The organism is Dysosmobacter sp. Marseille-Q4140 (genome assembly GCA_018228705.1).
GTDB lineage: Bacteria > Bacillota > Clostridia > Oscillospirales > Oscillospiraceae > Oscillibacter.
In genome coordinates this window covers 1,752,051-1,777,116 of record CP073694.1, presented here as the reverse complement: position 1 = coordinate 1,777,116, position 25,066 = coordinate 1,752,051, and the positions used below count along the sequence as shown (strand labels likewise).

General features: G+C 64.5%; 22 protein-coding genes and 1 other annotated feature. Of the genes, 6 read left to right on the top strand and 16 right to left on the bottom strand.

Annotation, left to right across the window (positions count from 1 at the left end; genetic code table 11):
* Genes KFE19_08975 through KFE19_08965 form a run of 3 tightly spaced genes read right to left on the bottom strand, consistent with a single transcriptional unit; the run spans position 1 to position 2,007 of the window.
* On the bottom strand, positions 1 to 1,071 hold the full coding sequence (locus tag KFE19_08975) for a 3-methyl-2-oxobutanoate dehydrogenase subunit VorB (protein QUO36570.1): 1,071 nt from the start codon (positions 1,069 to 1,071) through the stop codon (positions 1 to 3).
* A gap of 18 nt (positions 1,072 to 1,089) precedes the next feature.
* Entirely contained in the window at positions 1,090 to 1,302 is a 213-nt protein-coding gene (locus KFE19_08970) for a 4Fe-4S dicluster domain-containing protein (protein ID QUO36569.1), read from the bottom strand.
* A 36-nt stretch (positions 1,303 to 1,338) separates the two neighbouring features.
* Complete coding sequence (locus tag KFE19_08965) at positions 1,339 to 2,007, bottom strand: hypothetical protein (protein QUO39578.1); 669 nt, start codon at positions 2,005 to 2,007, stop codon at positions 1,339 to 1,341.
* 213 nt (positions 2,008 to 2,220) lie between these two features.
* Between KFE19_08965 and KFE19_08960 the strand changes: the two genes are divergently transcribed.
* From KFE19_08960 to KFE19_08950, 3 genes are all read left to right on the top strand, one after another.
* A complete protein-coding gene (locus KFE19_08960; GenBank protein ID QUO36568.1) occupies positions 2,221 to 2,904 on the top strand; it encodes a FadR family transcriptional regulator in 684 nt (227 codons plus the stop codon).
* Positions 2,905 to 3,229: 325 nt separating this feature from the next.
* Positions 3,230 to 3,742, top strand: a complete 513-nt coding sequence (locus tag KFE19_08955) for a hypothetical protein (protein ID QUO39577.1) — start codon at positions 3,230 to 3,232, stop codon at positions 3,740 to 3,742.
* A gap of 17 nt (positions 3,743 to 3,759) precedes the next feature.
* On the top strand, positions 3,760 to 5,484 hold the full coding sequence (locus tag KFE19_08950) for a carbon starvation protein A (protein QUO36567.1): 1,725 nt from the start codon (positions 3,760 to 3,762) through the stop codon (positions 5,482 to 5,484).
* 92 nt (positions 5,485 to 5,576) lie between these two features.
* Here the strand turns inward: KFE19_08950 and aroQ are convergent, their stop codons facing one another.
* From aroQ to KFE19_08905, 9 genes are all read right to left on the bottom strand, one after another.
* Complete coding sequence (gene aroQ / locus KFE19_08945) at positions 5,577 to 6,017, bottom strand: type II 3-dehydroquinate dehydratase (GenBank protein QUO36566.1); 441 nt, start codon at positions 6,015 to 6,017, stop codon at positions 5,577 to 5,579.
* Entirely contained in the window at positions 5,998 to 7,242 is a 1,245-nt protein-coding gene (locus KFE19_08940; GenBank protein ID QUO36565.1) for a shikimate kinase, read from the bottom strand. The genes aroQ and KFE19_08940 overlap by 20 nt, the downstream gene beginning before the upstream one ends.
* Position 7,243: 1 nt before the next feature.
* A complete protein-coding gene (locus tag KFE19_08935) occupies positions 7,244 to 8,380 on the bottom strand; it encodes a chorismate mutase (protein QUO36564.1) in 1,137 nt (378 codons plus the stop codon).
* Entirely contained in the window at positions 8,367 to 9,458 is a 1,092-nt protein-coding gene (aroC, locus tag KFE19_08930) for a chorismate synthase (GenBank protein QUO36563.1), read from the bottom strand. The genes KFE19_08935 and aroC overlap by 14 nt, the downstream gene beginning before the upstream one ends.
* Positions 9,448 to 10,776: a 3-phosphoshikimate 1-carboxyvinyltransferase gene (locus KFE19_08925; GenBank protein ID QUO36562.1), complete on the bottom strand. Its 1,329-nt coding sequence runs from the start codon at positions 10,774 to 10,776 to the stop codon at positions 9,448 to 9,450. Before KFE19_08925 ends, aroC begins: the two co-directional genes overlap by 11 nt.
* Positions 10,777 to 11,847, bottom strand: a complete 1,071-nt coding sequence (gene aroB, locus KFE19_08920; protein ID QUO36561.1) for a 3-dehydroquinate synthase — start codon at positions 11,845 to 11,847, stop codon at positions 10,777 to 10,779.
* A gap of 30 nt (positions 11,848 to 11,877) precedes the next feature.
* The gene (locus KFE19_08915; protein ID QUO36560.1) at positions 11,878 to 12,714 is read right to left on the bottom strand and encodes a prephenate dehydrogenase; all 837 of its coding nucleotides are present in this window, start codon (positions 12,712 to 12,714) and stop codon (positions 11,878 to 11,880) included.
* A 3-nt stretch (positions 12,715 to 12,717) separates the two neighbouring features.
* Complete coding sequence (gene aroF, locus KFE19_08910; protein QUO36559.1) at positions 12,718 to 13,731, bottom strand: 3-deoxy-7-phosphoheptulonate synthase; 1,014 nt, start codon at positions 13,729 to 13,731, stop codon at positions 12,718 to 12,720.
* Between the two features lie 316 nt (positions 13,732 to 14,047).
* Positions 14,048 to 14,626 carry a zinc dependent phospholipase C family protein gene (locus KFE19_08905; GenBank protein QUO36558.1) on the bottom strand — a complete coding sequence of 193 codons (579 nt, stop codon included), beginning with the start codon at positions 14,624 to 14,626 and terminating at the stop codon, positions 14,048 to 14,050.
* 187 nt (positions 14,627 to 14,813) lie between these two features.
* On the opposite strand from KFE19_08905, the gene KFE19_08900 reads away from it, so the two are divergent.
* The 3 genes from KFE19_08900 to KFE19_08890 all read left to right on the top strand — a co-directional run bounded on the left by KFE19_08900 (position 14,814) and on the right by KFE19_08890 (position 17,370).
* Positions 14,814 to 16,169 carry a hypothetical protein gene (locus KFE19_08900; GenBank protein QUO36557.1) on the top strand — a complete coding sequence of 452 codons (1,356 nt, stop codon included), beginning with the start codon at positions 14,814 to 14,816 and terminating at the stop codon, positions 16,167 to 16,169.
* 146 nt (positions 16,170 to 16,315) lie between these two features.
* On the top strand, positions 16,316 to 16,684 hold the full coding sequence (locus KFE19_08895; protein ID QUO36556.1) for a CidA/LrgA family protein: 369 nt from the start codon (positions 16,316 to 16,318) through the stop codon (positions 16,682 to 16,684).
* On the top strand, positions 16,681 to 17,370 hold the full coding sequence (locus KFE19_08890) for an LrgB family protein (protein ID QUO36555.1): 690 nt from the start codon (positions 16,681 to 16,683) through the stop codon (positions 17,368 to 17,370). Before KFE19_08895 ends, KFE19_08890 begins: the two co-directional genes overlap by 4 nt.
* 274 nt (positions 17,371 to 17,644) lie before the next feature.
* Here KFE19_08890 and KFE19_08885 read toward each other — a convergent pair whose 3' ends face one another.
* From KFE19_08885 to KFE19_08870, 4 genes are all read right to left on the bottom strand, one after another.
* Positions 17,645 to 19,732 (bottom strand): glutamine synthetase III, encoded by a 2,088-nt coding sequence (locus tag KFE19_08885; protein ID QUO36554.1) that lies wholly within the window; start codon positions 19,730 to 19,732, stop codon positions 17,645 to 17,647.
* A gap of 83 nt (positions 19,733 to 19,815) precedes the next feature.
* Positions 19,816 to 21,402 carry an asparagine synthase B gene (gene asnB, locus KFE19_08880; GenBank protein QUO36553.1) on the bottom strand — a complete coding sequence of 529 codons (1,587 nt, stop codon included), beginning with the start codon at positions 21,400 to 21,402 and terminating at the stop codon, positions 19,816 to 19,818.
* A 44-nt stretch (positions 21,403 to 21,446) separates the two neighbouring features.
* Positions 21,447 to 21,691: a binding site (T-box leader), on the bottom strand.
* Positions 21,692 to 21,879: 188 nt separating this feature from the next.
* On the bottom strand, positions 21,880 to 23,298 hold the full coding sequence (locus KFE19_08875) for an adenylosuccinate lyase (protein ID QUO36552.1): 1,419 nt from the start codon (positions 23,296 to 23,298) through the stop codon (positions 21,880 to 21,882).
* Positions 23,299 to 23,570: 272 nt separating this feature from the next.
* A complete protein-coding gene (locus tag KFE19_08870; protein ID QUO36551.1) occupies positions 23,571 to 24,845 on the bottom strand; it encodes an adenylosuccinate synthase in 1,275 nt (424 codons plus the stop codon).
* Between the last annotated feature and the right edge of the window lie 221 nt (positions 24,846 to 25,066).

Genomic DNA, 25,066 nt, shown 5'->3' with positions numbered 1-25,066 from the left:
TCACTTGACCTCCTTCAAGGCCTTCTTGGCCGCTTCAACCATCTCTTCCACCGTGGGCATCACGCCGCCGGCATGGCCCAGGTAGTGGATGGGCTTCCGGCCCTCCACGGACAGGCGCACGTCGTCGATCATCTGGCCGGTGGAGCTCATCTCCACATCCACAAAGGCCTTCACATGGTCGGCCTTGGACAGCTCGCGCAGGGGCTCCTCCGGGAAGGGCCACAGCGTGACGGGGCGGAACAGACCCACCTTCAGGCCCTCGGCGCGCAGGGCCTCAATGGCCGTCAGAGCGATCCGGGCGGGGGTGCCGTAGGCCGTGATGATGACCTCGGCGTCCTCGCAGTCGGTGGTGGTCCAGCGGACCTCGTTCTTTTCCATCTCGGCGTACTTTTCCGCCAGGTGGTCATTGTGGCGGTCGCACTCCTCGGGATCCATGTACAGGGAGTTGATGATGTTGTTGTGATCCCGGTCCTTGCGGCCGGTGGTGGCCCAGTCCTTGGGCTTGAGGTCCCGCTTGGGCACGGGATGCCACTCGATGGGCTCCATCATCTGGCCGATCAGACCGTCGCAGACGATCATGACGGGGTTGCGGTACTGGTCGGCGATGTCAAAGGCCTCCTGGACGAAGTCCACGGTCTCCTGCACGTTGGAGGGGGCCAGGACCACGGTCCGGTAGTCGCCGTTGCCGCCGCCGCGGGTGGCCTGGTAGTAGTCGCCCTGGCCCGGCTGAATGGTGCCCAGGCCCGGGCCGCCGCGCATGCAGTTGACGATGACGCAGGGCAGCTCCGCGCCCGCGATGTAGGTGATGCCCTCCTGCTTGAGGCTGATGCCGGGAGAGGAGGAGGAGGTCATGGCCCGCATGCCGGCGCCGGCAGCGCCGTACACCATGTTGATGGCGGCCACCTCGGACTCGGACTGGACGAACACGCCGCCGGCCTTGGGCAGGTGAGCGGACATATACTCCGGGACCTCGCTCTGGGGAGTGATGGGGTAACCAAAGAAGCAGTCACAGCCGGCGCGGATTGCCGCCTCGGCGATGGCCTCATTGCCTTTCCAAAGTTCCTTTTCCACAGTTGACGACCTCCTTCTTCAGAATTTTTCCACGGTGATGATGGAATCGGGGCAGATCTTCGCGCAGCTGGCGCAGGCGATGCACTGCGTGATGTCCGTCACATGGGCAGGGTGATAGCCCTTGCGGTTGATGACGGACTGATCGATGGCCACGATGTGCTTGGGGCACACGGTGGTGCACAGCTCGCATCCTTTGCACCGATCGGAGTTGAACGTTACCTTTGCAGTCATATCAGTGACTCCTCCTTTCCCCTGAGGCCTCCCGCCTCAGAGCTCCCACGGTTTTTTCATTTTTATGGTGATGGGGAACACGGGTTCCCGCAGGTCCGACAGTTCAGGGACGAAACGCTCCTCCGCCACATGGCACAGCACCGGAATGCCGGTCCGGCGGGAGACCTCCTCCGCCAGGGCCGCGCCCTTGCGGATCTGCTCCGGTGTGGTCTCGCCGCACAGGTGGGTATTGTTCACGAGACCTGTGCATGCAAGGCCGGTCGTGGCCTCGATGGCCCGCAGATAGGACTCCGCGTCCTCGGGTGCGCGGACCTCGGGCCGGTTGGCGTTGATGACGCAGATCAGCTGGTAATCCTCCAGAACGATCTTGGGCTGGAACCGGGCCAGCACCCGGGCGCCCACCGGGTCGCCGCCGATATCCAGCACGCCCCGGATTTCCTGGTTTTCCAAAATGGTCAGAAGCTCCGCCGGCAGGGCGGGCACATCGGCGTCCGAGCACTCCTGAGAGGAGGAGATCACCCGCACGCCGGCCTGCTCCAGCAGAGGCCGCCGCTCCCGGGAGCGGAAGTAGGGGTTGACGATGTCCAGGTCCGCCAGCATCACCTGACTGCCTTCGGCGGCCAGAGCCAGGGCCAGGTTCACCGCCAGCTCCGTTTTGCCGGTGCCGTAGTGGCCGGTGATGATGGAGATGCGATGGGGGAACATGCTCGCAGCAGTCAAAAATAAATCACCTCGCAGACGGTTGTCAGAAAATAGGGGGTTGTATTATTTCTTTTTCTGTTGTATGATGTCATTGTACTCCAATTGAGATGTGATGTCAAGGGACATTGCCTGGAAAGAGAAAATGCCGCCGCCGCGGCCGGGCTCCGGCGGCGCCTGCGGAGAACCGGGCCCCGGTCCGGCTGTGGAGGGAACGGTATGGAGGAAAAACGAAAAGTCAAGCTGTCGGAGCAGACGGCGGACCGCCTGTACGAGATGATCGTGGAGGAGCGCCAGTACGCCCCCGGCAGCAAACTGCCCAATGAGAACGATCTGAGCCGGCGGCTGGATGTCAGCCGCACCACCCTGCGGGAGGCGATCTCCTTTTTGGTTGCTCAGGGGATCCTGGAGATCCGCCGGGGCAAGGGCACCTATGTGTCGGAGGAGCTGCCCGCCGTGGGGCTGGATATGACGGCCCTGGCCGGAGTGCGGTCCCGGGTCCGGGCCAAGGACCTCTTTGAGATGCGGCTGATCTTTGAACCGGCCACGGTGGCGCTGGCCTGCCAGCGGGCCACCGACGAGGAGCTGCGCCAGATCGCCCGGAAGGCCGACCGGGTGGAGCGGATCGCCGCCGAGGGCGGCGACTGGCCCCTGGCGGACCAGGAGTTCCACTGGGCCATCATCAAGGCCTCCCACAACGAATATATGAGACGGCTGTATCCCATCATTAACAGTGCAGTCAACGAGATCCTGCAAATCACGGAAAACCGTCAGCATATGCAGAATATCGCCCTCAGCGACAACCGGATCATTATGGACTTTCTGATGAAGCGGGACGAGGCGGGAGCCCGTCACGCCATGAGCATCCATATGAAGCATCTGATCAATACGCTCCAGGAATAAATTAATTGATAAATATTCAAAAAAGACGTCTGTTTACAGAAACAGACGTCTTTTTTTGCTGCAAAGGAGGGAAGGGGCGAGATATTTAGCACGCGAAAAGATATGGACGTTTTGCATAAAGAAACTGTTAAATTTTCGGTAAGAATCGCTTTCGGTTTGGGGGATTTGCTCTGCGGCCTGTCTGAAATGAACAATTTATAAGGGGTTGTTCACAAATTGTACACAAATTTTACGGAACCCTCTTAACAAAATCTGAACATCAGTGTATAATGTTTCCCGATGAGCGGTTACGGGAAAAGATCACGCAAAAGGAGAACTCATGGAAATGACTTTACAGGAGCGCCTGGATAAACTGCTGGACGCCTATTCCTACCACTACGAGGTGGAAAGGGATGTGGAGGTGGACGGCGGCCGGTTCCCGGCCGCGGCGGAATTCTTTCTGCGGGACGAAAACCGCCTGCTGACCAAGGAGCATATCTATTACGCCATGGAGCAGCATGAGTACGTCTACTTCTACGTGACCGAGCATCTGGACGCCGCGGCCCTGCGGGAGCAGATCGCGCTGTCCCAGAAGGCGGGGCTCGCCCGGGTCCGGCCCCATAAGGAGCATATGTGCTCCTTTGTGGCGCTGGTGATCCTGGCGGACACCATCGATCCGGAGGCCAAGGAGATCCTGAAAAAGACCCGGCTCCGGAAAACCTATCGGCTGATGCTCCACGGCTGGATGGAGTATCGCATTGCGGCAATGGAATGTTCCACGGTCAGCTTCCTGTCCAATCCAGCCGGGAAGGAAGCGCGCAGGACACTGGAAAACAATTTCGCCAAAAAGGCAAACTAAGAAGGGAGAAAGCATCAATGAACGGTTTGGTACTTCTGATCATCTGCGTCGCCATTCTGCTGCTGGGCTATGTGTTCTATGGCCGCTGGCTGTGCAAGCAGTGGGGCGTGGGTGAGAACGACGAGCAAACCCCCGCACACACCATGGAGGACGGCATTGACTACGTCCCCGCAAAGGCCCCCATCCTGATGGGCCACCACTTCTCTTCCATCGCCGGCGCCGGCCCCATCACCGGCCCCATCAGCGCCGCGGGCTTCGGCTTCGGCTGGCTGGCCTGCGCGCTGTGGATCGTCATCGGCGGCATCTTCTTCGGCGGCGTCCATGACTTCGGCGCCCTGGTGGCCTCCGTCCGCCACGGCGGCCGGTCCATCGGTGAGATCATCTCCGCCAACATGAGCAAGCGCGCCAAGCGTCTGTTCATCATCTTCGCCTACCTGACCCTGATCCTGGTGGTCGCCGCCTTTGCCTCCATCGTGGCCGGCACCTTCGGCGCCACCTTCGATGAGACCGGCGCTGTCAACGTGGCCGCCTCCACCAGCCAGGCGCGCGTGGCCATGGTCTCCATCCTGTTCATCGTCATCGCCATCATCTTCGGCTTCCTGGTTTATCGCCGGAACGCCCCCATGGGCGTGGCCTCTGTCATCGGCGTGCTGGCCATCGTGGCCATCATTGCCATCGGCATGAACTTCCACCCCCTGTACCTGTCCACCAGCACCTGGATGTGGATCGTGGGCCTGTACATCGTCATCGCCTCCGTCACCCCCGTGTGGATCCTGCTGCAGCCCCGTGACTACCTGAGCTCCTTCCTGCTGTACGCCATGCTGGCCCTGGCTGTGGTCGCCGTGTTCATGGCTCATCCCAGCATGGACAGCCTGCCCGTCCTGCAGTCTGAGAACGCCACTTCCCCGGTGTTCCCGGTGCTGTTCACCACCATCGCCTGCGGCGCCATCTCCGGCTTCCACTCCCTGGTCTCCTCCGGCACCACCTCCAAGCAGCTGGATAAAGAGACCGACGCGAAGCCCATCGCCTACGGCGGCATGCTGCTGGAGTGCGTGCTGGCCATCCTGACCCTGTGCGCCGTCGCCTATGCATACAGCTGGAACGCCGCCAACCCCGACGCCGCTCTGACCGGTGCCACTGCCATCTTCGGCGGCGGTATCGCCGGCATGATCGATCCCAGCCGCGGCGCTGCCTATGACATCCTGTACACCCTGCTGGTGCTGACCTACTCCGCTTTCTGCCTGACCTCTCTGGACACCGCCACCCGTCTGGCCCGGTTCATGTTCCAGGAGTTCTGGCTGGACGGCTCCAAGGGCGAGACCCCGGAGAACGTCACCGGCTACAAGAAGGTCCTGGCCAATCCCTATGTCGCCACCATCATCACCGTGGTGCTGGGCATCGCTCTGGGCATGAACGGCTACGAGAAGATCTGGGCTCTGTTCGGCTCCGCCAACCAGCTGCTGGCCGCCCTGGGCCTGCTGGCTGTCGCCACCTGGCTGGGCCGCATCGGCAAGAACAACAAGATGTTCCTGATCCCCATGGCCTTCATGCTGGTGGTCACCATCGCCTCCCTGATCCTGAACACCAAGAGCCAGATCGCTCTGATCTCCGCCGGCGGCGCCGACTGGGGTCCCTATGTCCAGGCCATCGTGGGCGTGCTGCTGGTGATCCTGGCCGTGGTTCTGGCCATCGAGGGCGTTGCCACCATCTCCAAGCAGTACAGCAGCAAGGCTGCGAAATAAACACGGTCCTTCCTACGACCGGAAACATTGCCACAAAAAAAGGACTGCCGCGCAAGCGGCAGTCCTTTTTTCTGTTTTCCCGGGAAACGGCGTCACGATTGTCCCTGCCGCTCCCACAGCAGCCGCAGGGCCTCCAGATAGCCGGGCAGGCCCTTGCCCTTGATAGTAGCCACGCAGGCGGAGCGGATGTAGGAGACGCGGCGGAAGTCCTCCCGCCCGTCGGGGTCGGAGACGTGGACCTCCACCGTGGGGATGCCCACGGCCTTCACCGCGTCCAGCAGCGCCACGCTGGTGTGGGTGTAGGCCGCCGGGTTGATGATGATGCCGTCCACATGGTCGAAATAGGCCTGCTGGATGGCGTCCACCAGGGCCCCCTCGTGGTTGGACTGGAAGAAGGAGACGCTCACGCCCAGCCGCTCCGCCTCCGCCCGGATCATGGCGCACAGGTCCTCGTAGCTCTCCCGGCCGTAGATCTTGGGCTGGCGGATGCCCAGCATGTTCATGTTGGGGCCGTTAATCACCAGAATGTTCACAAAAATCCCTCCAGATGGCGGCGGCGGTGTCCTCCGCCGGGCCGCTGTTGTCCATGGTCACATCCCGGAACCGCCGGTACAGCGGCTCCCGCTGCCGCCACATGGCTTGAAGGTCCGCCCCCTGGGACAGGGGCCGCCCGTCGGTGGGCAGGGTCCCCAGGTCCCGCAGCAGGTGGTAGATGCGGCCGTTCTGCCGCAGAGCGCCGTAGTTTGCCGGCGTCTTAACGGCGCCGCCGCCGGTCAGGAGGATCTTTCCGGTCAGGGCCCCGGCCCTGGCCGTCTCCTCCCGCTCCAGCGCGCGGAATTCCGCCTCCCCGCCCCGGGCGAAGATCTCCGGGATGGAGCAGCCCGCCCGCAGGGCGATCTGCTGGTCGATGTCCACGGCCTCCCGGCCCGTCAGGTCCGCCAGCAGCCGCCCCACGGTGGATTTGCCGCAGCCGGGCATGCCGATCAGGACGATGTTGCCCATCTCCCGGCGCAGCTGGCTGAGGATGCGCTCGTTCTCGCTGTCGGGGATGGCCCGGCCGGTAAAGTGTTCCTCCGCCCGCTTGGCCTGGGCCACCAGCATGGGCAGGCCGTCGCAGCAGGGGATGCCCAGTTCCTCCGCCTGGAGCAGCAGGGCGGTGCGCCGGGGGTTGTAGACCACGTCCAGCACGCCCCGGCACTGGGGAAAGGCCGTGAGGTCCACGGGCGCGGCGCCGTTGCCCGGGTACATGCCCACCGGCGTGGTGTTCACCAGGACCTCCGCGTCGGCGTGGCGGTGGAGGTTGCCGTAGTTATCCGGCCCGGAGCGGGAGATCACCGCGATCTCCCGGGCTCCCGCCCGCCGGGCCGCCGCCTGGGCGGTCAGGGATGCGCCGCCGGTGCCCAAAACGACCACCTTTTTTCCGGCCAGCGTGATGCCCGCCCGCCGGGCCATGTAGATGAAGCCGTCGATGTCAGTGTTGTAGCCCCGGAGGACGCCGTCCGCCCCCCGGACGATGGTGTTGACGCTGCCGATGTCCGCGGCGGCGGGGTCGATCTCACCGCACAGGGGCATCACGTCCCGCTTGTAGGGGATGGTGACGTTCAGGCCGCCGATGTCCGCCCGGCGGAGGAAGGGGGCCAGTTCCTCCGGCTCCAGCTCAATGAGGCGGTAGCCCTCACAGCCCAGGGCTTCGTGGATGGGGACGGACCAGCTGTGGCCCAGCTTCCGGCCCAGAAGGCCGTAGACACGCTCCCCCATGTCACACTTCCGCGTAGCTGCCCAGGAACTGGAAGCTCTGGCAGCTGCGCTCCAGCTCCTCCAGCATGGGCAGGACGCCGGGCTCGTGGACGGAGGCCTCCAGCTCCAGGAAGAAGATGAACTCGAAGTTCCGGCCCGTGACGGGGCAGGACTCCAGCTTGGTCATGTTGATGCCCAGGGCCGCCAGCTTGGAGAGGATGTCGTACAGGGCACCGGGCTTGTTCTCACAGGCGATGATGAGGCTGATGCGGTTGGCGCCGGCGTAGATCACCGGGTCCTTGGCCACGCAGAAAAAGCGGGTGTAGTTGTTGTCGCTGTCCTGGATGTCGTCCTTCAGGCACTCCAGGCCGTACAGGGCGGCGCAGGGGTGGGAGGAGATAGCGGCCACGTGCTTGTCGCCCCGCTCGGCCACCATTTGGGCGGCTGCGGCGGTGTTGTCACAGGGCACCACCCGCACGCCGTTGAGGCCTGTCAGGAAGCGGCTGCACTGGCCGATGGCCTGCTCGTGGGAGTAGATTTCCGTGATGTCGGAGAGCTTGGCGCCGGGCAGGGCCAGCAGCTCGTGGCGGATGCACAGGCGGGTGGAGCGCACCACGGACAGCTTGTGGTCCTGGAGCAGCTCGTAGACCGCTCTCACGGAGCCGTTGGAGCTGTTCTCGATGGGCAGAACGCCGAATTTGCACAGGCCCGACTCCACGGCGGAGGCCACGGCCTGGAAGGTCTTGACGTAGACGATGTTGCCCCGGGGCAGGATGCGGTCGCAGGCCACCTGGGAGTTGGCGCCCTCCACGCCCTGGCAGGCCACCAGGCCCGTCTGGGGGAACACCTCGCCGCCGGCGGCCAGGGAGGCCTTCACCTGGGCCTCCACATGGGTGGGGGCGTCGATCAGCTCCGCCTGCCGGGACCGGGCCAGCTCAAAGAGGGTGGAGAAGAGATGGTAGGCGTAGCGCTCCTTGTCGCCGGACTTCTCCGTGACCTTGGCCAGGATCTCCCGCTCCCGCTGCTTGTTGAGGATGGGCAGACGGTGCTCGTTCTTGTAGGCGGCCACTTCGTCGGACAGCTGCATCCGCTGGAGGAACAGCTCCAGCAGCTGGTCGTCCACGGCGTCGATTTTCGTGCGGATCTCAGAAAGTTCCATGATTACCCTCCAATAATAAATCTAACAGCACGGCGGCGGTGACCGCCTCCACCACCGGGACGGCCCGGTGGGCGATGCAGGGGTCGTGACGGCCCCGGATCTCCAGATCGGTTTCCTCCGTGGTGGACAGCCGCACGGTCCTTTGCGGCCGGGCGATGGACGGCGTTGGCTTGAAGGCCGCCCGCAGAAGGAGCGGCATCCCGGTGGTGATGCCTCCCAGGATGCCCCCGGCCCGGTTGGACTCCGCAGCCACAGCGCCGTGGTCCAGGACAAAGGGGTCGTTGTTCTCGGAGCCCCGGAGCCGGGCGGCGTCAAAGCCCGCGCCGAACTCCAGCCCCTTCACGGCGGGGATGCCGAAGAGGGCCGCCGCCAGGCGGTTCTCCACCCCGTCGAACATGGGATCTCCCAGCCCGGCGGGCAGGCCGGTGGCGGCGCACTCCACGATGCCGCCCACGGAGTCCAGGTCCTCCCGGGCCGCCAGGATGGCGGCCCGCATCCGCTCTCCGGCGCCGTCGTCCAGCACCGGGAAGGCCTTGGCGGCCACCTCCTGAAACAGCTCCGCCGAGGGACGCAGGGGGAAGGGCGCGTCGGGGATCCCGGCCACTTCTTTTAAGTGGGCGCCCACGAAAACGCCCCGGCGGGCCAGGATCTGCTTGGCGATGCCGCCCGCGATGCAAAGGGGCGCCGTCAGCCGGCCGGAGAAGTGGCCGCCGCCCCGCATGTCCGCGTGGCCGCCCCACTTCACGGCGGCGGTGTAGTCCGCGTGGCCGGGGCGGGGAGTGTCGGTGAGCCCGGCGTAGTCCCCGGAGTGCTGGTCGCCGTTTTGGATGACGGCGCACAGCGGCGCGCCGCAGGTCATCCCGTTTTCAAGACCCGATAAGAACGTGGGTGCGTCGGCCTCCTTCCGGGCGGTGGAGAGGGGGTTCTTCCCCGGTTTCCGCCGGTCCAGGAAGGTTTGCAGCTCGGTGAGGTCCACGGCCTCGCCCGCGGGCAGGCCGTCCACCACCACGCCGATGGCCGTTCCGTGGGACTGGCCGAATACGCTGATCTTCAAAAGGTGTCCGAACTCAGAGGACATGGATCTCACCTCCCAGGGATTGGTAGACCTCCCAGAAATCCGGGTAGGATTTTTTCACGCACTCCGCGCCCAGCAGCGTCACCGGGCCCGTGCAGCCGGTGGCGGCGATGGCCGCCATCATGGCGATGCGGTGGTCGCCCGCGCAGTCCACGGTGCCGCCGGGCAGGGAGGGCTTTCCGATGATGATGAGCCGCTCCGGCTCCTCGGTCACGTCGGCCCCCAGGGCCCGCAGGGCGGCGGTGATGGTGGCCAGCCGGTCGCTCTCCTTGATCCGCAGCCGCCCGGCGTCCTTGAGATAGAGGTCCCCGTTGAGCAAGGCGCCCCAGGCCGCAAGCGGCGGCGCCAGGTCCGGGCAGTGGGTGAGGGGCAGGCTGACGCTGCCAACGCAGGGAGTGGACCAGCCGGGCCGCGCCGGGATCTGCCGATCCGGCCGTGCGGGCGCGGCGGAGGCGGGCCCCCAGATGGGCGCCGTGACGCCATGCAGAGGCTCGCCCCGCAGCATTTCGGCAAAGCTGGCCATGACCCGGTCCCCCTGGATGGATTTGGGGTTCAATCCCGCAATGGTCACGGCGTTGCCCAGGCCCTGGGCGGCGTACCAGAAGGCCGCCTGGGACCAGTCGGCCTCCACCGCCGCCTCAAGGGGCTGGTAGCGCTGGTTCCCGGGGATGAACAGGGTGTTGCCCTCCCGCCACTGGGTGCGGACACCGGCCAGCGCCATGGCCTCCCGGGTCATGTTGATGTAGCCCACGCTCTCCAGGCGCGTGGTGGGGATCAGAACGGAGTCCCCCTCCAGCAGGGGCAGGGCGAACAGAAGGCCGGTGAAGAACTGGCTGGAGACGTTGCCCGCCAGGCGGTACTCCCCCGGAGTCAGCCGGCCCCGGACGGTGAGGACGCCGTCCTTCCGCTCAAAAAAGATGCCCTTTTCCCGGAACAGGTCAAAGTAGGGGCCCTGGGGCCGCTCCATGAGCCGGCCGCGGCCGGTGAACACGCCGCCGCCCGTCGCCGCCAGGGCGATGGGGATGAAGAAGCGCAGGGTGGAGCCGCTCTCCCCGCAGTCCAGCAGGGGCAGGTCCGCCCCGGTCCGGCGGCCGCCGGTGCCGGTGATCTCCAGCACGCCGGGGGCGGTCTCCCGCCAGCGGCCGCCCAGGGCCGTCAGGCACCGGAGGGTGGCCTCCACGTCCTGGCTCATGGCCACGCCCCGGACGGTGCTGATTCCGTTCGACAGGACGGCGGCGATCGCCAGCCGGTGGGCCTGGGATTTGCTGGGCGGGGGCGTCACGGTGCCGGAGAGCTTTTTCGGAGTGATCTGAAGGTCCATTTACGCCTCCCATCCCGCCTGGATCACCGGCAGCAGGTCCTCCACCGGCATCTTCCGCAGGCCGCAGTTTCCGATGCGTCGGGGGATCACCAGGGTGATCTCACCGCCGGCGCGCTTCTTGTCGGCCAGGGCCGCCTCCGCCAGGGCCTGGGGCGGATAGGCCGTGCCCGTGGGCAGGCCGTTTTTCGTCAGACATGCGGCGATGCGGCCGGCGATGGGGCCGTCGGTCCAGCCCAGACGCTCGGCGGACCGGGCGATGACGGCCAGGCCCGCCGCCACGGCGTGGCCGTGGGGAATGGCGTACTGGCTGCACTTTTCAATGGCGTGGCCCACGGTGTGGCCCAGGTTTAAGAGCTTCCGCTCTCCCTGCTCCTTCTCGTCCCGCTCCACCACGCCGGCCTTGTAGGTGACGCACCGGGCGATGACGGCCGCCGGGTCGGCGGTGAGGGTGCCGTCTTCGAAGAGGGCGAAGAGGGACTCGTCGCACAGGACCCCGGTCTTGATGGCCTCGGCGGCGCCGTCGGCAAAGACGTCGGCGGGCAGCGTGCACAGGCAGTCCGTGTCGCAGAGCACCGCGGCGGGCTGGAGGAAGGCCCCGGCCAGGTTCTTTCCGGCGGCCAGATCGATGGCGGTCTTGCCGCCCACGGAGGAGTCCACGGCGGCCAGCAGGGTGGTGGGGATCTGGACGTACCGGATGCCCCGCAGGTACACGGCGGCGGCGAAGCCCGCCATGTCGCCCGCCACGCCGCCGCCCAGGGCCACCACGCAGTCGGTCCGGGTCAGATGCTCCCGGGCCAGGAAGTCCAGGATGTCCGACAGGGTGGAGAGGTTCTTCCGGGCCTCCCCCGCCGGGAAGGTAAGGGTGCTGACGGCGAACTCCGCCTGGCGCAGGCTCTCCGTGACGGTGCGGAGGTACAGGGGCGCCACGGTGGTGTCGGCGACGACCGCGGCGCGGCAGGGGGGCAGCACGTCCCGCAGACGCCTGCCGCACTGGGCCAGCAGGCCCGGTCCGATGGTCACCTGATAGGGCGGGACCGTGCCCACGGGGATCACTTGGATGGTATCAGCCATGGGAAAACTCCCTTTCTCATTCTTGTGGGGTCAGTTGCCGCCGGCGGTGGCCTTTTTCTCCCGGCCCTCCCGCAGGAGCCGCCGCAGGGCGTCGGCGTCTCCGGCTTTCAGGGCGTCCAGATACTCGGTCAGGTGCCGGATCAGCACCTCCAGCTCGCCGGTGAGGTAGTCGGCATCGTCCAGAAACAGCTCCGTCCACATGTCCTCGTCCAGCCGGGCCACACGGGTCATGTCCTGGAAGCTGCCGGCGGAGAAGCCGCGGCGCTTCTGGGCCTCCGGGGACTTGACGTAGGCGCTGGAGGTGATATGGGCCAGCTGGGAGGTGAAGGCGATGATGCGGTCGTGCTCTTCCGGGGTGGAGAAGGTGAGCCCGGCGAAGCCGATGTCCAGGAAGAAGGCCTTCAGCGTCTCCAGCAGCATCATGTCCGTCCGCTTGTCGGGGGTCAGGATCATGGACGCGCCCACGTACAGGTCGTCGCTGGCGGCGGTGAAGCCGCCCCGCTCTTTGCCCGCCATGGGGTGGCCCCCGATGTAGGCGAAGCCGTGGGCCTCGGCGATGGGGGCCAGGGCCTCCACCACCGTGCGCTTGACGCCGCACAGGTCCACCAGGATGGCGCTCTTGGCGATCTTGTCCGCGTGGGCCTGAACCCACGCCACGGCGGCGCCGGGCCGGATGGCCACCAGCACCAGGTCGCACGCGGGCAGATTCTCATCCGTCAGGGACGCATCGATGGCGCCGCACATCCGGGCCATGGTCATGGTCTCGTGGTCTAGGTCGATGCCGTAGACCGTGTGGGCGGTGCGGGTCTTGATGCTCTTGGCCATGGACCCGCCGATGAGGCCCAGGCCGACGATGCCGACTTTCATGGCTTATCCCTCCAGTTCCTTCATGGTGGCGTGAAGCTTCAAAAGCTTCTTGGCCAGGGGATCGAACACCTCGGGCCGCAGGGACTGAGGACCGTCGCACAGGGCGTGGGCCGGGTCGTTGTGGACCTCGATCTGGAGGCCGTCGGCGCCGGTGGCCACGGCGCCCAGGGCCAGGGGCTCCACCAGCCAGCTCTTGCCGGTGGCATGGCTGGGATCGATGATGATGGGCAGGTGGGTCAGCTTGCGCAGCACGGGAATGGCGGCCAGGTCCAGCGTGTTGCGGGTGTAGCTCTCGAAGGTGCGGATGCCCCGCTCGCAGAGGATGACGTTCTCATTGCCGCCGGCCATGACGTACTCGGCGCTCATAAGCCACTCCTCATAGGTGGCGGACATGCCCCGCTTGATCATGACGGGCTTGTCCTGATGGCCCACGGCCTTGAGAAGGTCAAAGTTCTGCATGTTCCGGGCGCCGATCTGGATGACGTCCACGTCCTTGAACAACGGCAGCTGGCTCAGGTCCATCAGCTCGGTCACGATGGGCAGGCCCGTCTCCTGCCGGGCCACCTTCAGATACTCCAGACCCGTGGCGCCCAGGCCCTGGAAGGAGTAGGGGGAGGTGCGGGGCTTGAAGGCGCCGCCCCGCAGCATGGTGGCGCCGCTGGCCTTCACGGCCTTGGCGATGGCCACCACCTGCTCCTCGCTCTCCACGGAGCAGGGACCGGCCATGATGGTCAACGTGCCGCCGCCGATCTGGGTATCGCCAACCTTCACCACGGTGTCCTCCGGGTGGAACTTGCGGTTGGCGTTCTTGTAGGGCTCCTGGACCCGCTTGACGTCCTCCACGATGTCCAGCGCGGCGATCAGGTCAATGTCCAGAGCAGAGGTGTCGCCCACCAGGCCCAGGATGGTGTGGGCCTCGCCGATGCTGGTGTGGATGGTGATGCCCTTCTCCTGGAGCCAGGCGATCAGGCTCTCCAGCTGGTCACGGTTGGGGTTGTGTTTCAGTACGACGATCATGGTGTGTTTCCTCCTAAACAAATACAATGTATCAATGGGATCGGAATGAAAAAAGACCCGCAGCCGGTCCGGCTGCGGGTCGTGATGCACTGACAGTTTCTGACAATGCCCTTGTTACGCGCCCACGTGTTCAGCCAAACCGAAATAAGCCTTACCGTAAAAGTAGGTAAAGCTAAAGTAGCGGTATTCGGCTGCGCGGGCGATCATGGTCATGGCGTTGTCCTCACTGGTCTTTAGATGTTTAAAGCATAACACTTCCCAAAAGAAATGGAAACTGTAAATTCCTACAAAATCCAATTCTGCCCGGCTGGGCTGATTAGGCAGCCTGCTGGACCTGCGCCGGGGCCAGCGCCGCGCCGGGCAGGCAGCCGGCCATGAGCAGGCTGGTGGCCTCCAGAATGAACTGGACGTCCATCCGCTGATCGGCGGCGGACTGGCGGTAATAGTCGTGGAGCTGGGCAATGGACTCGGCCACGTTGGCCCGGAACTGCTTGCGCCGCACCGTCCGCTCCGCCAGGTACTCCTGAAGGTAGGCCCGCAGGTCCGTCTCGTACTGGTGGTGGCACAGGAGCGGGTCGGGGTAGTGCTCGTTATGGGGATAGGTGAAGGCGTCGGCCAGGTAGTGGGTGAGCTTGCCCAGGGTATAATACTGCCACATGGTCCAGCGGCGGCGGGCCTGGAGGCGGCGGATACGCCGCTCGATGTACCGGCGGGAGTTGGAATAGTTATGTCCCCGGAACTTGTAGGCCCGGATGGAACCCTTGAGATAGGTCAGGGGGTTGCAGTCCGGCTGAAAGGAACCAAAGAGAAAGGCGAGTTCGAATCGCCGGGCCCGGAAACCATCCACGCTCTCCAGGAGAGAGGAGGCCAGGAGCTTGTGGCTGCGTTTTTGCAAGGCGGCACCTCCAGAAAGTACTTCAACGGGCACAGTATAGCACGCTCATAGGGCGGGATGCAAGGGAAAATATGAAAAAAATCCGCAAAATTCGGGCAAAACTGTTGCAGAAATGTCAGGATATGGGTTAAAATGAGCAGGCATGTGAAAATCAGACAGCCGGGACGCCCGGCGGAAAGGATGTATCATGGAAGAGTTGAGGCCCCGCCGCCGGGGCCGCTGCGCCGGCCGCGGCACCTGGCGGGAGCAATATCGGGCCCTTCAAATGACCGGGGCGGAGGCCGCCGCCCTGATCCGGGACGGGGACGTGCTGGCCTTTTCCGCCATGGCCAACTGGCCCCGGGAGCTGGACGCCGCCCTGGCTGAGCGCCTGCGGACACAGGGGGGTCACGTTGAGGTGGACGCCCACTTCATTCCCGCGGGCACCCGGCTTCTGACACCGGAGTGCGCGGACCATGTGACCTATAACACCAACTTTTTCGGCGTGGAGCGGACGCTGGCCCCTATGGGCAACGTCCACTATGTGCCCACCCATCTGAGCCAGACGCCGGATTGGCTTCTCTCCCGGCATCCCCGGGCGGCAGTGCTCACCTGCTCGCCGCCGGATGAGAACGGCTGGATGAGCCGGTCCATCTGGGGCACCTGTCTGAACCGGCGGCTTCTGGAGCAGTGCGAGCTGGTGCTGGCGGAGGTCCATTCCGACATGCCCTATATCGAAAGTGACGGGCCCTTCCACACCAAGCTCCACGTCTCGGAGGTGGACGGCATCATCGAGACCTCCGGCCCTCTGGTGGAGACTGCCGCCGTCCCCGGCAATGAGGCGGACCGGCGCATCGCCGGATACATCGCTGACATGGTACCTGACGGTGCCTGCCTGCAGCTGGGCCTGGGGGGCCTGGCCAACGCGGTCGGAGAGAATCTGGTCTATGCCGGGAAGCGGGACCTGGGAGTGCAGACAGAGGTGCTGAGCACCGGCATCATGGAGCTGATGAAGGCCGGGGTGGTGAACAACAGCCGCAAGGAGGTCTGCACCGGCCGCACCGTCTGTGCCCATCTGGTGGGGGGACAGTCCCTGTGGGACTTTGCCCGGGAAAACGCTGCCTTCTGCCAGAAGGAGATCGACTTCGTCAACGACTCCCGGGTCATCGCTCAAAACCGCAATGTGGTGTCCATCAACAACGTACTGGAGATCGACTTGACCGGCCAGGCCAACGCCGAGACCGTGGGCAGCCGTCAGTACTCCGGCACCGGCGGTCAGCTGGAGTGGGTCATCGGCTCTCAGTGGTCCCCGGGGGGCAAGAGCATCCTGGCCCTGCGCTCCAGCTACAAAGACAAGGCCGGACAGCTCCACTCCAAGATCGTGCCGCAGCTGGCTTCCGGCAGCGTGGTCACCACGCCCCGGACCTGGGTGCAGTACGTGGTGACAGAGTACGGCGTGGCGGACCTGAAGTACAAGAGCGCTCTGGAGCGTGCCCGGGCCCTCATCGCCATCGCCCACCCGGACTTCCGGGCGGAGCTGGCTGCCGCTGTAAAGAACCTGTAAAAAAGTGGACAAGACCGCCTCCCGTGCCGGAGGCGGTCTTGTTGTCTTTTGCCAAAAGTGGGGGAGGGGGACGCCGTTGTGTTTGACTTCCCGGGACCGGGTCCGTAGAATGGGAGAAAATGACCGCAAAAAGGAGTGGAGTACCCATGAAAATCCTGCTGCAGATCGGCGTGGTGTTCGGACTGTACTGGGTGAGCCAGTGCATCGAACAGGTGCTGCCGATCCCCTTTCCCGCCAGCGTCATCAGCCTGCTGCTGTTGCTGTTGCTGCTGCTGACCCGGGTCATCAAAGTGGACCATATCCGGGAGAAGGCGGACTTTCTGCTGGGGAACCTGGGCTTTTTCTTTGTGCCGGTGTCCGTCAGCATCATGAATTACGCCGGGATCATCTGGGAGAACGCTGCCGCCTTCTTCACCATCTGCGTGGTATCCATGGTGCTGACCTACGGCGCCACCGTGGCCGCCGTGCGGCTCACCGTCCGGCTGATGGGCCGGAGAGAGGAGGAGCAGGGATGAGCGCACTGTTGGAGTCCCCCTTCTTCGGCATCGCCTTGACGGTGCTGGCCTACTGGCTGGGCGTCCAGGCTCAGAAGCGGACGGGCCTGGTGATCTGCAACAACATGATCGTCTCCGTGGCGCTGCTGATCGCGGTGCTGACGCTGTTCCATATCCCCTATGAGGCCTATTACGAGGGCGGCAGCGTCATCAATATGTTCCTGGGGCCCGCCACTGCCTGTATGGCGGTGACGGTCTACGCCAAAAAGGACCTGCTCAGGCGCAACTGGCTGCCGGTGCTGGTGGGGTGCCTGACCGGCGTGGTGGTGTCCGTGGGCAGCATCCTGGTCATGTGCCGGATGTTCGGCCTGGACGCGGCCATGACCGCCTCCCTGCTGCCCAAGTCCGTGACCACCCCCATCGCCACCGCGGTGTCCGAGGGCCACGGCGGCATCGTCTCCATCACCGTGGCGGCGGTGATCGTCACCGGTATCCTGGGGAACCTGACGGCCCCCTTCCTGGTGAAGCTGTTCCGGGTGAAGGATCCGGTGGCGGTGGGATTGGGCATCGGCGCGTGCAGCCACGCCATGGGCACTGCCAAGGCTCTGGAGATGGGCGAGACCGAGGGGGCCATGAGCGGCCTGGCCATCGGCATGTGCGGCATCATCACCGCCGTGGCGGCATTGTTTTTCGAGGCGCTGCTGTAAGGCGGCGAGCTCCGGTTCCATAGAAAATCAGATCAGACAGGGCCCCGGCCAAATGGCCGGGGCCCTGAAGTCTGCCGGAAAAGGGAAAAACTTGCGCGGCGGGAAGGAAGAGAGCTGCGAGAGGAACCCAGGAGGGGTTCCTCTCGTTTTCAATCATCCGTTTTTTGAGCCTTTTTGAAGGGTCAAAAAACTTGCTCAGCGTGTCGAAACCGTCTTTTCGACACGCTGAGGGCCCCGGCCATTCGGCCGGGGCCCTGTTGCGGATATTGCGGGATCAGACGTAGAACATCAGATCGCTGTACACGGGGAAGGGCCAGTAGGAGGCGTCGGTCAGCGTTTCCAGCTTGTCGGCGGCGGCCCGGGCCTCGGCCATCAGGGGGATGATGGTCTCGTGGCAGTAGACCATGGCCCGCACGGTCTCGGCGGGCACTTGGGCCACGGCCTGCTCCAGCCGGCCGCAGGCGTCGGCCAGGGCATCGGTCAGGGCGCCGACCTTGGCGGCGGTGTCCTTTTCGAACTGGCAGCTGACGCCGCAGGAACTCTTCTCCGAAGCCCGGCGGCACAGGTCCGCGCCGTACCGGGACACGGCGGGGAGGATCTGATGCCGGATCATGTCCGCCATGGTGTTGGCCTCGATGGAGATGACGGTGGTGTAATTCTCCATGTGGATCTCCGCCCGGGCGGCGATCTCCTCCTTGGTGTAGATGCCGTGCTTGGTGAACAGCGCCACGTTCTTGGGCGCGGTATAGGCGGGCAGGGCGTCCACGGTGGACACCAGGTTGGAAAGGCCCCGCTTCTCCGCCTCGGCGATCCAGGCGTCGTCGTAGCCGTTGCCGTTGAAGATGATGCGCCGGTGCTCCGTAAAGACCCGCTTGATCAGCTTCTGCAGATCCGCCTGGAAGTCCTGGGACTTCTCCAGCTCGTCGGCGAACTGCTGGAGCTGCTCGGCCATGATGGTGTTCAGGGCGATGTTGGGGCCGGAGATGGACTGGGAGGAGCCCAGCATCCGGAACTCGAACTTGTTGCCAGTGAAGGCCATGGGGGAGGTGCGGTTGCGGTCGGTGTTGTCGCTGCGGATGGCGGGAAGTACGTCGACGCCGATCTCCAGGGTCCGGTTGCCGGCCTCCTTGAACTCCGTGCCGTGGATGATGGACTCCACCACCGCGCCCAGCTCGTCGCCCAGGAAGATGGACAGCACAGCCGGCGGCGCCTCCTGGGCGCCCAGGCGGTGGTCATTGCCCGGGAAGGCCACGGTGGCCCGCAGGAAGTCCTGATAGTCGTCCACGCCCTTGACAAAGGCCGCCAGGAACAGCAGGAACTGGGCGTTCTGCCGGGGGGTGGAGCCGGGCTTGAAGAGGTTCTTGCCGGTGTCGGTGGATATGGACCAGTTGTCGTGCTTGCCGGAGCCGTTGACGCCGGCAAAGGGCTTTTCATGGAGCAGGCACACCAGACCGTGGCGGTCGGCCACCTTCTTCATGACCTCCATGGCCAGCTGGTTCTGGTCGCAGGCGCTGTTGGCGTCGGAGTAAATGGGGGCCATCTCGTGCTGAGAGGGAGCCACCTCGTTGTGCTTGGTCTTGCTGAGCACGCCCAGGGCCCACAGCGTCTCGTCCAGGTCCTTCATGTAGGCGGCCACCCGGGGGCGGATGGCGCCGAAGTAGTGGTCCTCCAGCTCCTGGCCCTTGGGGGGCTTGGCGCCGAAGAGGGTCCGGCCGCAAAAGCGCAGGTCCTGGCGCTGCTTGTAGAGCTCCTTGTCGATGAGGAAGTACTCCTGCTCGGGGCCCACCTGAGCGGTGACCCGCTTGGTCTCCGTGTCGCCGAAGAGCCGCAGGATCCGGATGGCCTGGCGGCTCAGCTCATCCATGGATCGCAGGAGAGGGGTCTTTTTGTCCAGGGCCTGACCGGAGTAGGAGCAGAAAATGGTGGGGATGCACAGGCTCCCCTCCTTGATAAAGGCGAAGGAGGTGGGGTCCCAGGCGGTGTAGCCCCGGGCCTCAAAGGTGGCCCGCAGACCGCCGGAGGGGAAGGAGGAGGCGTCGGGCTCGCCCCGGACCAGCTCCTTGCCGGAGAACTCCATGATGATCTTGCCGCCGCCCACGGGGGAGATGAAGCTGTCGTGCTTCTCCGCGGTGACGCCGGTCATGGGCTGGAACCAGTGGGTGTAGTGGGTGGCGCCCTTTTCCACGGCCCACTGCTTCATGGCCTCGGCGATCTCATTGGCGGTGGAGATGTCCAGGGAGGTGCCGTCCACGATGCACTTCTTCCACGCCCGGTAGGACGCGGTGGACAGGCGCTCCTTCATGGTCTCCTCGTTGAAAACCAGGCTGCCGAACAGCTCGGGAAGCTTCAGAGTGGTACTCATAGTTGATTCCTCCTATTGTTCTAATGGTATCCTATCATAAAATCGCCGGAACGCAATAGGTAATACTTCCGAAAATCAGCCTCTTACAGGCCGCTGGCTCCGTAATTGGACAGCACCCGGGCGGAGGGGTCCGCCACGTCGCAGCCCTTCCAGGCCCGGTTGGGCATCCAGAAGTCCCGGATCATGGCCGCCTGGCCGGGGTAAACTTGCTCGAACAGCTCCCGGTACAGCAGGCTCTCCTTGGTAAAGGGCCGGCAGTAGCCGTACTTCCGGGAGAGCTGCTCAAACTGGGCGTCGGTGTAGTACTGCTCGGCGTAGGCCTTCAGATCGTCCACCATGGAGTGGCCCACGGCGTCGGAGAAGGCGGCCTTCTGGCGCCAGAGGATGGCCTCCGGCAGCAGATGGTCCTTCTCGAAGGCCCGGCGCAGCAGGTACTTGCCCATGTGGTAGGTGTTCATCTTCAGCGCCGGGTCGATGGACATGACATACCGCACGAAGTCCAGATCGCCGAAGGGGACCCGGGCCTCCAGGGAGTTGACGGAGATGCACCGGTCCGCCCGCAGCACGTCGTACATGTGCAGCTCGGAAATCCGCTTTTGGGCCTCCTGCTGGAAGGCGGCGGCGCTGGGGGCGAAGTCCGTGTACTTGTAGCCGAAGAGCTCGTCGCTGATCTCACCGGTCAGCAGCACCCGGATGTCGGTATCCCGGTGGATGGCCTTGCAGCACAGGTACATGCCCATGCTGGCCCGGATGGTGGTGATGTCCCAGGTGCCTAAGAGCTTGATGACCTCCGGCAGCGCGGCGATCACCTCGTCCCGGGTCATGTATACCTCCGTGTGGTCGGCGCCGATGAAGTCGGCGGCTTCCCGGGCGTACTTGAGGTCGATGGCGTCGGTGTCCATGCCGATGGCGAAGGTGCGGATCTTCTTGCCCAGAATGACGGAGCTGATGGCGCAGACCAGGGAGGAGTCCAGCCCGCCGGAGAGCAGGAAGCCCAGGGGGGCGTCGGCGTCCAGCCGCTTATCCACGGCGGCAATCAGCCGGTTGCGGATCTCACGGCAGATGGTGTCCAGATCGCCGGTCACATAGTCCCCGGCCACGGCGGCGGGGTCGGCGTAGCGGACGAACTTGCCCTGGGCGTAGTAGTGGCCCGGAGGGAAGGGGAAGACTTTGCGGCACAGGCCTACCAGGTTTTTCGGCTCGCTGGCGAACACGATGGCCCCGGCGCGGTCGTAGCCGTAGTACAGCGGGCGGATGCCGATGGGGTCCCGGGCGGCCACCAGGGAGCCGGTGGCGCCGTCGTAGAGCACCAGGGCGAACTCTGCGTCCAGCCGGGCGAACATCTCCAGGCCGTATTCCCGCCAAAGCGGCAGCAGGATCTCGCAGTCGCTGCCGCTGCGGAAGGTGTAGCCCTGCTGCTCCAGCTGCCGCTTCAGGGGGCGGAAGCCGTAGAGCTCGCCGTTGCACACCACATAGTCCCCGCCCAGCTGGAACGGCTGCATCCCCGCCTCGGTCAATCCCATGATGGCCAGCCGGTGGAAGCACAGGTACCCGTTGGGGGTCTCCACGATCCGGGACATGTCGGGGCCACGGGAGAGGGTGCGGTCGAAATAAGGGCGGATCTCCTCGGGGGTCAGGGTCTTGCGGGAAAAACCCATGATGGAACACATAAACAGCACCTCCAAAAACAAAAAGCGCAGCTACATCCTAAAAATTTTAGGACGAATAGCTGCGATCCGCGGTGCCACCTAATTTGTCCCCCAGGGGGACCACCTTCAAGGCTCCAACAAGCCCGTGTGAGGTAACGATCACAACTCGTCGCACTTACTGGCGGAGGTCCCGCGTTCAGATTGCAGCTACGGAGTGTTCTTCCCACGGATTCTTTGTTACGGGGTTTCCACTGTCCCCCGCTCACTGAAACGGAACGTCCGCGGTACTTTTCTCCATCGACGCCTTTGCCGAAAATGAAATTATGGATGGAGTGTACCATCGCGGACCGCCCGCTGTCAATGACAGATCCGACAAAATGAAACGGCTGCAAAATGAAAAAGTTCTCTGCCAATTCCAAAAAATAGGCGAAAACCGCCGGGGACGGCTGTCTTTCCGAGAAAAGCAGCCGTTCCCGGCGGGCATACGGACGGGAGAACTCAGAGGTTGATCTCCGCCTTCTCCGCGGAGGCGCCGGCAAGCAGGGGCTCCACCCGGGCGAGGAAGGCGTCCACCTGCTCCGGGCAGCGGCCGATGTAGGCGGCGGGGGTCAGCACCGCCGCCATTTCCGCCTCGGTCATGCCGAAGGCGGGTTGGGCGGCCAGGCGGGAGAGCAGGTCGCACTTCTCGCCCTCCTTCATCCGGGCGGTGGCGGCCATGGAGCACTGGCGGATGATCTCGTGGAGCTCCTGGCGGTTGCCGCCCCGCTTGACGGCCTCCATCATTAGGTTCTCCGTGGCGATGAAGGGCAGGTACTCCCGCACGGTGGCCTCCACCACCTTCTCGTTGACGTGGAGCCCGTCGGTGACGTTCTGGGCAAGACGCAAAATGGCGTCGGCGCAGAGAAAGCCCTCCGGCAGAGAGATCCGGCGGATGGCGGAGTCATCCAGCGTCCGTTCCAGCCACTGGACGCAGGCGGTGAAGGGGGCGTTCAGGGCGTCGGTCATCAGGTAGCGGGACAGGGAGCAGATCCGCTCGGAGCGCATGGGGTTGCGCTTGTAGGCCATGGCGGAGGACCCAATCTGGTTCTTCTCGAAGGGCTCCTCCACCTGCCGGTCGTGCTGGAGCAGGCGGATGTCGTTTGCCATGCGGTAGCAGCTCTGGGCGATGGAGGAAAGGCAGTTGAGGATGCGGCTGTCCATCTTCCGGGGGTAGGTCTGGCCGCACACCGCAAAGCACCGGTCGAAGCCGAACTCGGCGGCGATCATCCGGTTCATCTCGTCGATCTTGTCCCCGTCGCCCTCGAACAGGTCCATAAAGCTGGCCTCGGTGCCGGTGGTGCCCCGGCAGCCCAGGAAGGGGATGCTCTCCAGCACGAAGTCCAGCTCCTCCAGGTCGCTGACGAGGTCCTGCATCCAGAGGGTGGCCCGCTTGCCCACGGTCACCAGCTGGGCGGGCTGATAGTGGGTGTAGCCCAGGGTGGGGGTGGCCTTGTACTGCCGGGCGAACTTGGCCAGGTTCGCCATCACGGACAGCAGCTCTCCCCGCAGGTACCGCAGGCCCTCGCGGTAGAGTACCAGGTCCGCGTTGTCGGTGACATAGCAGCTGGTGGCGCCCAGGTGGATGATGCCGGCGGCGGAGGGGGCGGCCAGGCCGTAGGCGTACACGTGGGCCATGACGTCGTGGCGGACCTCCTTCTCCCGGCGGGCGGCGGCGTCGAAGTCAATGTCGGTGACGTGGGCCTCCAGCTCTGCCACCTGCTCCGCGGTGACGGGCAGGCCCAGGGCGTGCTCCGCCCGGGCCAGAGCCACCCACAGCCGCCGCCAGGTCTGGATGCGCATATCGGCGGAGAACAGGTGCAGCATGTACTCCGAGGCGTACCGGGATGCCAGGGGGGACTCGTAACGGTCTTTGGACATGGAAAGATCCACCTTTCTTGTGTTCAAAAGTAAGGAGGCACCCGGTCGGGTGCCTCCAGAGAGTGCGTTGCATTTCGCCGGAGGCGAAAGAAAGTTGAATTTGTTTTCGGCAGGACACCCTCCAGAGGGGCTTCTCTTGCCCCTTGAGGGGGCAATTCACCTTCTGCGCCTGCCGAAAACTCTTTGACTCAAGCGCCTTGGGCGCGTTCACCAGTGACCGATGTCACTGGTGGTGGGCGAGTTGGAGGGGGAGCCTGCTCCCCCTCCAATCATTACCGGATGATGATGGCCTCCCGCTCCGCGCCCACGGACACGTAGGTGATGCGGCATCCGATGGCCTGCTCCACGTACTCCACATAGTCCCGGGCGGCCTGGGGCAGATCCTCCCACCTGCGCACGCCGGAGATGTCGCACTTCCAGCCGGGCATGGTTTTCATCACCGGCTTGGCGTCGGGCAGCAGGGTGGGGAAGGGGAAGTCGTCGGTGACCTGTCCGTTCAGCTCGTACTGATCGCAGATGGGGATTTCATCCATATAACTGAGCACGTCCAGCTTGGTCAGGGCGATGTCGGTGGCACCCTGGCACTGGATGCCGTACCGGGTGGCCACGATGTCGATGGGGCCCACCCGGCGGGGGCGGCCCGTCTTGGCGCCGTACTCGCCGCCGGCCTCGCGGAGCTTCTCCGCCTCCTCGCCGAACCACTCGCAGGTGAAGGGGCCCTCGCCCACGCAGGAGGAGTAGGCCTTCACCACGCCCACGACCTTCTCGATCTTGGCCTCCGGGTAGCCGGAGCCAACGGGGGCGTAGGCGGCGATGGGGTTGGAGGAGGTGGTCATGGGATAGATGCCGTAATCCAGGTCCCGCAGGGAGCCCAGCTGGGCCTCGAAGAGGATGGACTTGCCGTCCTTGTTGGCCTTGCGCAAGAAGGCGCCGGTGTCGCAGATGAAGGGCTTGATCTTCTCGCCGAACTCTGCCACCCAGGCCTTGAGGTCGTCCATGGTGTAGGGCTTGGCGCCGTAGACCTTGGTGAGGGTCAGGTTCTTCCACTCCAGAATGCCCTCCAGCCGGTCCCAGAGCTTGTCGGGATAGAGCAGCTCACCGGCCAGGACGGTCTTTTTCTGGTACTTGTCGGAGTAGAAGGGGGCGATGCCCTGCTTGGTGGAGCCGTACTTCTTGTCGGCCAGGCGGGCCTCCTCCAGACCGTCCAGATCCCGGTGCCAGGGCAGCAGCAGCGACGCCCGGTCGCTGATTTTCAGATTCTCCGGCGTAATGGACACGCCCTGGGCGGTGATCTCGGAGATCTCCTTCCACAGGTTCTCGCAGTCCAGCGCCACGCCGTTGCCCAGAATGTTCACCACGCCGGGCCGGAAAATACCGGAGGGCAGCAGGTGAAGGGCAAACTTCCCGAATTCGTTGACCACGGTGTGGCCGGCGTTGCCGCCGCCCTGATACCGGACCACCACATCATAGTCGGCGGTGAGCAGGTCCACCATGCGGCCCTTGCCCTCATCGCCCCAGTTGATCCCAACAATGGCGCAATTTGACATACTTCAAAACCCTCCCGGTTGATTTTAACAGTTCCTCCGGTCAGGCATCTCAAGCGCAGGGAGCCTAACCTTTGTTATTATATAGGTTGATCTTTCATAAGTAAAGCAAAAACTTGTAATATCCAGTATCATTTTTTCTAATCCCGCCGTGCGCGGCGGTTTTTCCTTTTCAAAGGGGGAGGGGATGTGATATAATATCTCCCATGTTTGAGCGCCGGCCC

What these genes read in the sequence shown, in the direction of transcription:
- KFE19_08970 (QUO36569.1), bottom strand. Translation starts at nt 1,302, where the DNA reads ATGACTGCAAAGGTAACGTTCAACTCCGATCGGTGCAAAGGATGCGAG.
- KFE19_08965 (QUO39578.1), bottom strand. Translation starts at nt 2,007, where the DNA reads ATGTTCCCCCATCGCATCTCCATCATCACCGGCCACTACGGCACCGGC.
- KFE19_08960 (QUO36568.1), top strand. Translation starts at nt 2,221, where the DNA reads ATGGAGGAAAAACGAAAAGTCAAGCTGTCGGAGCAGACGGCGGACCGC.
- KFE19_08955 (QUO39577.1), top strand. Translation starts at nt 3,230, where the DNA reads ATGACTTTACAGGAGCGCCTGGATAAACTGCTGGACGCCTATTCCTAC.
- KFE19_08950 (QUO36567.1), top strand. Translation starts at nt 3,760, where the DNA reads ATGAACGGTTTGGTACTTCTGATCATCTGCGTCGCCATTCTGCTGCTG.
- KFE19_08940 (QUO36565.1), bottom strand. Translation starts at nt 7,242, where the DNA reads ATGGGGGAGCGTGTCTACGGCCTTCTGGGCCGGAAGCTGGGCCACAGC.
- KFE19_08935 (QUO36564.1), bottom strand. Translation starts at nt 8,380, where the DNA reads ATGGAACTTTCTGAGATCCGCACGAAAATCGACGCCGTGGACGACCAG.
- aroC (QUO36563.1), bottom strand. Translation starts at nt 9,458, where the DNA reads ATGTCCTCTGAGTTCGGACACCTTTTGAAGATCAGCGTATTCGGCCAG.
- KFE19_08925 (QUO36562.1), bottom strand. Translation starts at nt 10,776, where the DNA reads ATGGACCTTCAGATCACTCCGAAAAAGCTCTCCGGCACCGTGACGCCC.
- aroB (QUO36561.1), bottom strand. Translation starts at nt 11,847, where the DNA reads ATGGCTGATACCATCCAAGTGATCCCCGTGGGCACGGTCCCGCCCTAT.
- KFE19_08915 (QUO36560.1), bottom strand. Translation starts at nt 12,714, where the DNA reads ATGAAAGTCGGCATCGTCGGCCTGGGCCTCATCGGCGGGTCCATGGCC.
- aroF (QUO36559.1), bottom strand. Translation starts at nt 13,731, where the DNA reads ATGATCGTCGTACTGAAACACAACCCCAACCGTGACCAGCTGGAGAGC.
- KFE19_08900 (QUO36557.1), top strand. Translation starts at nt 14,814, where the DNA reads ATGGAAGAGTTGAGGCCCCGCCGCCGGGGCCGCTGCGCCGGCCGCGGC.
- KFE19_08895 (QUO36556.1), top strand. Translation starts at nt 16,316, where the DNA reads ATGAAAATCCTGCTGCAGATCGGCGTGGTGTTCGGACTGTACTGGGTG.
- KFE19_08890 (QUO36555.1), top strand. Translation starts at nt 16,681, where the DNA reads ATGAGCGCACTGTTGGAGTCCCCCTTCTTCGGCATCGCCTTGACGGTG.
- KFE19_08885 (QUO36554.1), bottom strand. Translation starts at nt 19,732, where the DNA reads ATGAGTACCACTCTGAAGCTTCCCGAGCTGTTCGGCAGCCTGGTTTTC.
- asnB (QUO36553.1), bottom strand. Translation starts at nt 21,402, where the DNA reads ATGTGTTCCATCATGGGTTTTTCCCGCAAGACCCTGACCCCCGAGGAG.
- KFE19_08875 (QUO36552.1), bottom strand. Translation starts at nt 23,298, where the DNA reads ATGTCCAAAGACCGTTACGAGTCCCCCCTGGCATCCCGGTACGCCTCG.
- KFE19_08870 (QUO36551.1), bottom strand. Translation starts at nt 24,845, where the DNA reads ATGTCAAATTGCGCCATTGTTGGGATCAACTGGGGCGATGAGGGCAAG.